The 6,008-nt window shown below is 62.0% G+C and carries 9 protein-coding genes and 1 pseudogene; 7 read left to right on the top strand and 3 right to left on the bottom strand.

Features of this window, described 5'->3' with window-relative positions; genetic code table 11:
* Both JSE7799_RS14155 and JSE7799_RS14150 read right to left on the bottom strand, forming a co-directional pair.
* Nucleotides 1-276, bottom strand: a 276-nt coding sequence (locus JSE7799_RS14155) for a transposase (protein ID WP_144431726.1), incomplete at its 3' end; no start/stop codon positions are given.
* 157 nt (nucleotides 277-433) lie between these two features.
* Nucleotides 434-1,699 carry an N-6 DNA methylase gene (locus JSE7799_RS14150; RefSeq protein ID WP_055664188.1) on the bottom strand — a complete coding sequence of 422 codons (1,266 nt, stop codon included), beginning with the start codon at nucleotides 1,697-1,699 and terminating at the stop codon, nucleotides 434-436.
* On the opposite strand from JSE7799_RS14150, the gene JSE7799_RS14145 reads away from it, so the two are divergent.
* The 4 genes from JSE7799_RS14145 to JSE7799_RS20020 all read left to right on the top strand — a co-directional run bounded on the left by JSE7799_RS14145 (nucleotide 1,676) and on the right by JSE7799_RS20020 (nucleotide 3,230).
* Nucleotides 1,676-1,966 (top strand): heavy-metal-associated domain-containing protein, encoded by a 291-nt coding sequence (locus tag JSE7799_RS14145; RefSeq protein WP_245624902.1) that lies wholly within the window; start codon nucleotides 1,676-1,678, stop codon nucleotides 1,964-1,966. The genes JSE7799_RS14150 and JSE7799_RS14145 overlap by 24 nt on opposite strands.
* A gap of 105 nt (nucleotides 1,967-2,071) precedes the next feature.
* A complete protein-coding gene (locus JSE7799_RS14140; RefSeq protein ID WP_144431725.1) occupies nucleotides 2,072-2,449 on the top strand; it encodes a hypothetical protein in 378 nt (125 codons plus the stop codon).
* A 36-nt stretch (nucleotides 2,450-2,485) separates the two neighbouring features.
* Nucleotides 2,486-2,989 (top strand): DUF305 domain-containing protein, encoded by a 504-nt coding sequence (locus JSE7799_RS14135; protein ID WP_055664186.1) that lies wholly within the window; start codon nucleotides 2,486-2,488, stop codon nucleotides 2,987-2,989.
* Between the two features lie 121 nt (nucleotides 2,990-3,110).
* Nucleotides 3,111-3,230: a MerR family DNA-binding transcriptional regulator gene (locus JSE7799_RS20020; RefSeq protein ID WP_442354842.1), complete on the top strand. Its 120-nt coding sequence runs from the start codon at nucleotides 3,111-3,113 to the stop codon at nucleotides 3,228-3,230.
* Nucleotides 3,231-3,285: 55 nt separating this feature from the next.
* On the opposite strand, the pseudogene JSE7799_RS14130 reads toward JSE7799_RS20020, so the two are convergent.
* Nucleotides 3,286-3,962, bottom strand: a pseudogene (locus JSE7799_RS14130) (IS256 family transposase); the annotation flags it as partial.
* A gap of 71 nt (nucleotides 3,963-4,033) precedes the next feature.
* On the opposite strand from JSE7799_RS14130, the gene JSE7799_RS14125 reads away from it, so the two are divergent.
* From JSE7799_RS14125 to JSE7799_RS14115, 3 genes are all read left to right on the top strand, one after another.
* Nucleotides 4,034-5,128: an IS4 family transposase gene (locus JSE7799_RS14125; protein WP_055664185.1), complete on the top strand. Its 1,095-nt coding sequence runs from the start codon at nucleotides 4,034-4,036 to the stop codon at nucleotides 5,126-5,128.
* 13 nt (nucleotides 5,129-5,141) lie between these two features.
* Nucleotides 5,142-5,492, top strand: coding sequence for a MerR family DNA-binding protein (locus JSE7799_RS14120; RefSeq protein WP_055661787.1), 351 nt, complete (start codon nucleotides 5,142-5,144; stop codon nucleotides 5,490-5,492).
* Between the two features lie 143 nt (nucleotides 5,493-5,635).
* The coding region (locus JSE7799_RS14115) for an IS6 family transposase (protein WP_144431724.1) at nucleotides 5,636-6,008 on the top strand (373 nt) is incomplete at its 3' end.

The raw sequence follows: 6,008 nt of genomic DNA, 5'->3' as shown, positions 1-6,008 counted from the left end.
CTCCGGCTCACGCAGGACAAGGGGCGCGAAGACAGGGAGCTCACCAGCCCCCGCGGAGGCGTCGATGGCCGCAGGCAGGACCAACTTGCCCTTCTTCGCCAAGCCCCGCCAGGCGGACAACTGGTTCGGCTTAACCCCATACCGCTCGGCCACGGAGTTCACGGTCGCGCCCGGCGCCAACGTCTCCGCGACAACCTGCGCCTTTACATCATCCGGCCACCGTCGATGCCCTGACGCATGGACCTCCACACCCAGCGATCTGAGAAACGAATTCATAGCACACATTGCGAAACGCACTCCCCATCTTGAGATGGGTAGATCTCGCAATCATGCCGATGCCCGACAACGTGGGCCGCAGCCACCGCTTACGGTCGATCTTGGGTTGGCCGCTTGGGTCCTCGATCATGTGCCCTTCGGTATCCAGCATGAACTCCTAGTCGCCAGAGTTGTTCTTGCCGCCCCGCTCGCTGACCGCCATGAAGATCGGATAGTCCAGCCGCTTGGCCACCTCGGCGGCGATCCAGCGTTCCTTCAGCGTACCGATCAGGTCGTCATCGCCCAGCACCAGCTCCAGCTTGCCCCGGCTTGTCAGGAGCTTCAGGTCACGTTCCGCCTCAGGGATCGCCTTTTCGAGCCGCTTGATCTCTGCCTTCAGCCGCTTGGCGGTCTCCTTCTGCTTTGCCTTGAGGGCCTTCACGGCCTCCTTGTGCTCGGCCTTGATCGGTTTCAGATGCGCGGAAAGCTCGCGCGCAGTTCCGGCAAACGTGTCGCCGATCGCCTCGATCTCGTTCTTCTGCTGCCATTCCAGCGCCTCGACGTCGCTGTCGAGGTCGATGAGCTTCTGCTTCACGCCGACCAGCTCGCTCTTGAGCGCGTCAACCTTGTCCTCCGCCGCTGCGATCCGGTCCTCCTCGCTGGGCGGCTCGGGCGTCTCCTCACCATCTTCGCCTTCGCCATCCTCGGCGGCAGGTTCATCGAGTTCCGGCTCGCTGAATGTCTCGCTGATCAGATCGGCCACGGCGTCGGGGATCGCGTCTTCAGGCACATCCCCTTCGTGCGCGTCCAGCAGGGCCTGGATTTCCGTTTCGTACGCCGGGCAGTCCTTCGCCACGTCGTCGTGGACGCGGGCGATGTCGGCGAGCTGCTCGTCCGTGTACTTCTGGATGAACAGGACCGACGTCTTGGTCCCGGTGTGCGGCTTGAAGGTGTTCGGGTGCAGGCCGACGACAGCCAGCAGGCGCGCCTTCTTGAGGATCCACTCGCGGATGAAGGCCAGCGAGGAGTTGTTGAACTTGCCCTGGGGCAGAACGATCGCGGCACGCCCGCCCGGGCGCAGCATCTTCAGGATGCGCTCGATGAAGAGCACGTCGCGCTCTTCCTTGGCGGCCTTGTCGGACCCGGCCCGCTTCAGAGCGGGCTTGGCCAGCTCGTAGCGCGCCAGCATCTTTCTGTCCTTCATCTCCCCCGCGAACGGGGGATTGGCCAGGACCACGTCAAACTTCAGCTCGTCGAAATACTCCCACGCTCGATCATCGTCCTTGAGCGTCTCCTGCTCGGGAATTTTGGCAGCCGTCAACTTCGCCTGCCTCAGGCCATGCATGAGCGCCTGTCCCGAGCTGTTCTCGTACCAGGTACGCGGGTCCAGGCTGCTGACGTCCGGTCCGAAGATGTTGGTATGTCCGTCGCCGGCAATCAGCATCAGCGCGCGGGACGTCTTGGCTGCACGGGCTTCGAAGTCGATGCCCCAGAGATATTTCGCAGCGTATTTGTGCAGTTCCAGATTGACAACAGGGTGTGCGGCGGTTGTGCCAAGAGCGTCACCAAGGCGATACATTCGATTGATCCGCAGGCGAAGGTCGACATCGGTCTGAACCTGAAGCGCGTCACCGTGGAGTCGGGTGCCGATCAATGCGCGGTTGCGGCCGTGCTCCAAGACGCCGGGTTTCCGCCGCGCCGCGCGGCGTGACGTCCTGCCGGCTGTCGGCTGTCGGTGACGTTGCCAGGAGGAACGCGCTGATGGCGAGCGGGTTGTAATTACTGGCAGAGCGGTTTCCCAGATGGACCAGTCTTGATGCAAAAGTGGGAGCGGATGTGGAGTGTGGGATTGGCAGCGTTACTGACGCTGGCCTTCGTTCTCGTCTGGCCGCCCGTCGCCCATGGGTCTGCATTATCCGTTAATCATGGGGTGCAGGCAGGAATGCTTGGCCACCACGCGCACATCGAACAGAACAACCAGATCCGCCATCTCAACGTCAAATTGGATGCAGACTGTGACGCTTCGGCAATGGGCTGTTGCATGATGGCGCATTGCTGTCCGGGCATTTCGGTCGGACCGCACGACCTGCCTGTGTTTCTCCGCGACGACGGGGCGACTGCGGCATCAGCTTTCCATGGCACCGGCAGCGACCCGGGCGTGGTGCTGCCGCCGCCCCGACGTATGCCTGTCTGAACGCCCATGAAATTCACACAATCAGGAAGACTCAAGATGAACATCGCAAAGACGATCCTCGCAGCGGCTGTCGCTGCTACCGCATTCTCAGCGCCTGTCATAGCGCAGGACGCGGAATTCCAGCTGCCCGAACAGTGCACGACAACTGCTGCCACCAGCGGCATGGACCATTCGGCCATGGGCCATGGCGGTATGCAAGGCAATCAGGGCGGGGCCATGAATTCGGCCATGATGGACATGATGGACATGATGGGAACGGGAGGCGTGGATCTCGAAGCCATGCCTGAGCACGTTCAGGAGAACATGCGCCGGATGATGATCAGGATGCCCGCGATGCACGAAGGCATGATGATGGAGGATGCCGACGTGGCCTTCGCCTGCGGGATGATCGCCCACCATCAGGGGGCCATCGACATGGCGCAGGTGCTGCTCGAGCATGGAGACGATCCGACGATGATCGAGCTTGCGGGGGCAATTATTGCCGCACAGGTCGGCGAGATCGAGCAGATGACCACTTGGCTGGCTGAAAACGCTAACTGACATGGCGAAGGCCGCGCGGTGCACACTGCGCGGCCACTTCTTTGCAGGGCACTCCGAAACTTCTTGATCTTCCAGCGACTGGAAACTCTATATGATGTGAAACAGCTCCGGAGACGCTGCCATGAACATCGGAACCGCCGCGCAGAAATCGGGGCTGCCGCCCAAGACGATCCGCTACTACGAGGACATCGGCCTATTGACCGCTGATCGGGCGGCGAAGAGGTATGCGCGAAATTGGTGACGCGTGATCAGGCGGCAGTTTGAAGGTGGCGGAGGCCGTCGTGGAACTCAATCCCCTAGATGATCTCGGGTAGTCGGTTCTGGCCATCGAGCCTTCGCCATTTGCACTGCGCCGACATCATCAGCTTGAAGGCCGTGGCCAGACCCGTTTTGCGGCTCAGGCATCCCTTGGTACGTTTCGTGCGGTGCCGAACGGTGGCGAAGGTGCTTTCGATCGGGTTTGAGGTCCGGATGTGTTTCCAGTGCTCGGCGGGAAAGTCGTGAGACAAGTCTGTAGCGCATCCCGGTCCTTGACGAGCTTGGCGGCCGCCTTGTCCCATTTCACGCCGCAAGCATCGACGAAGAAGTCGAAGGCCGCCGACGCCGCGGCACGGGTTTCGGCCTGCCAGATGTCGTGCAGGTGTGCCTTTGCCTTCGACTGCACTGATTTCGGCAGCGCGTTGAGCACGTTCATGGTCTTGTGGACCCAGCACCGCTGCTCTCGTGTCGTGGCGAAGACCTCGCGCAGGGCGGTCCAGAACCCCAAGGCACCGTCGCCGATGGCCAGCTTGGGGTCCTGTTTCAGGCCGCGGCGCTTGAGATCAAGGAGCACCTCGCGCCAACTCTCGGTGCTTTCGCGGAAGCCGTCGGTCATGGCCAGAAGCTCCTTGCGGCCGTATTCATCCGCACCCACGACCACCAGAACGCATTGTTTTTCCTCGGCCATGCGCGGTTTGAAGTAGACGCCCCACACTAAACGACAGAGTGCTGGCTGAGGGCGGCTGGATGGATTCAACTGGATGACTCCGACCAAGGAAACATCCGATGCTTCACCACGCCATCTCCGCCCTCACGAATATTCTGCGTCCAGATCTCGACTTGAGCAAGAGCCGTCTGGAGACGCTTTGCATGATCGTCATCGGCATGGTCAGCGCGCGCAGCGTGAACCTCGGCCATCTTGCCTGCGAACGACCGGGATCGGCCCTGACCTCGTCAACATACCGTCGGTTGCAACGCTTCTTCCAGCACGTCCATCTCGACGAGGACTGGTCGCTCCCGCTTCTGGTCCGGCTGTTGGGCCTGAACAAATCGTGGCTGCTCGCGCTCGACCGCACCAACTGGCAGATCGGCAAGACCGAGGTGAACTTTCTCGTGCTCGCAGTCGTCACCCGTCGTTTCCGCGTCCCCCTGGTCTGGAGCCTGATCGAAGGCCGCGGGTGTTCCGACACCGACATGCGCATCGCCCTGATGGAGCGATATCTCGCGAATTTTCCCGCGACGACCATCCGTCTGCTGCTTGCCGATCGCGAGTTTGTCGGCGCAGGCTGGATGGAATTTCTTGGTAAAAACAATATCCCCTTTGCTATCCGCGCAAGGGGAAATCTTCGCATTACGACCGAGGACGGTCACGACCTTACCTTGCGCGCAAGGCTGCGCCTGGCCCGCCGTGGCCGGGCTTTTCGCGCCCGCCTCGGCACACGCGAGGACGCAGCCGCCAGCAATATGCCGCTCCTGAACGTCGCGGCCAAGCCGCTCAAGGGAGAGTGGTTGATCGTGGTTACCAACGTCGCGCCGCGCACCGCGCTCGAAACCTACCGCAAACGTTGGGCAATCGAATGTCTGTTCGGCGATGCCAAGACGCGTGGCCTCAACCTCGAGGACACACGTCTCACCGATCCACGCAAACTCGCTCTGCTCATGTCCCTTGTCGCGCTTGCCCTTGCCTGGGCCGGTCGCGCCGCCGCAGACCTTCTCGGCAAGCGCGCGCCGCCGCGCAAAAGCCACAGCCACTACGCCAGATCCTGGTTTCGAACCGGCTTCGACCACATCCGAAGCCGCCTCAGAGCCGATCCCCTCGACGCCATCGCGTCGTGGCAGAGGATCAACCCAGAAGCACGAAAGCCCTGCGGAGTCGTGTAGTGTGCGCCATGATATGCCGCCCCTCAGGGCATCACCAACTTTCGCGCGTTTCTCGGCGGAGAATGGGTATCGCGACTATTCCAACGAGGACGTCCACCGGCTCCGCTTCGTCCAGCGTTCCCGCAGCCTCGGCTTCTCGGTCGAGGAATGCAGGCAACTGCTCTCCCTCTACACCGACCGCGATCGCGCCAGCGCGGATGTGAAGGCGATCGCGACCGAGAAGCTCGGCGAGATCGACCGCAAGATCGCGGAATTGACCGGGTTGCGGGAGATGCTCGGGCATCTCGTCGAGACCTGTCACGGAGACGCCCGGCCGGACTGCCCGATCATCGACGGGCTCTCCGGCAAGTCGCGCGACCACTAGGAGCCAAGGGATTGGAACAATGATGGGCGTGAAATACGTCTTCTTTCGATGAACACCTCGTATTGGCTCACGCGAGCGCACCGATGGGCCTTGTCAAAAGAACTTCGCTTGAGGCGGAGCGGGCGGCTGGATAGCTTCGTCGCATGACCAAGCGCAGCCCCTTCAAGTACTTCAAGACCAGCTCCGAGATCATCCGGCTGGCGGTGATGATGTACGTCCGTTTCCCGCTGTCGCTGCGGAACGTCGAGGATCTGCTGCACGAGCGCGGCGTCGACGTCAGCCACGAGACGGTGCGCTTCTGGTGGCATCGCTTCGGGCCGCTATTCGCGGGCGAGATCCGGAAGCGACGCATTGAGGGCATGAAGTCGAGCCGCTGGCGCTGGCACCTCGACGAGATGTTCGTGAAGATCAACGGCGAGCAGCACTACCTCTGGCGGGCGGTCGATCATGAGGGCGAGGTGCTGGAAAGCTTGGTCACGAAGACGCGGGACAAGAAGGCCGCGCTGAAATTCCTCA

This window comes from Jannaschia seosinensis (assembly GCF_001408515.1).
Lineage (GTDB): Bacteria > Pseudomonadota > Alphaproteobacteria > Rhodobacterales > Rhodobacteraceae > Jannaschia > Jannaschia seosinensis.
Note: the sequence above shows the minus strand (reverse complement) of the source record. Positions and strands in the feature narration are given on the sequence as shown.

What these genes read in the sequence shown, in the direction of transcription:
- JSE7799_RS14145 (WP_245624902.1), top strand. Translation starts at nt 1,676, where the DNA reads ATGTCCGTCGCCGGCAATCAGCATCAGCGCGCGGGACGTCTTGGCTGC.
- JSE7799_RS14150 (WP_055664188.1), bottom strand. Translation starts at nt 1,699, where the DNA reads ATGCTGATTGCCGGCGACGGACATACCAACATCTTCGGACCGGACGTC.
- JSE7799_RS14140 (WP_144431725.1), top strand. Translation starts at nt 2,072, where the DNA reads ATGCAAAAGTGGGAGCGGATGTGGAGTGTGGGATTGGCAGCGTTACTG.
- JSE7799_RS14135 (WP_055664186.1), top strand. Translation starts at nt 2,486, where the DNA reads ATGAACATCGCAAAGACGATCCTCGCAGCGGCTGTCGCTGCTACCGCA.
- JSE7799_RS20020 (WP_442354842.1), top strand. Translation starts at nt 3,111, where the DNA reads ATGAACATCGGAACCGCCGCGCAGAAATCGGGGCTGCCGCCCAAGACG.
- JSE7799_RS14125 (WP_055664185.1), top strand. Translation starts at nt 4,034, where the DNA reads ATGCTTCACCACGCCATCTCCGCCCTCACGAATATTCTGCGTCCAGAT.
- JSE7799_RS14120 (WP_055661787.1), top strand. Translation starts at nt 5,142, where the DNA reads ATGCCGCCCCTCAGGGCATCACCAACTTTCGCGCGTTTCTCGGCGGAG.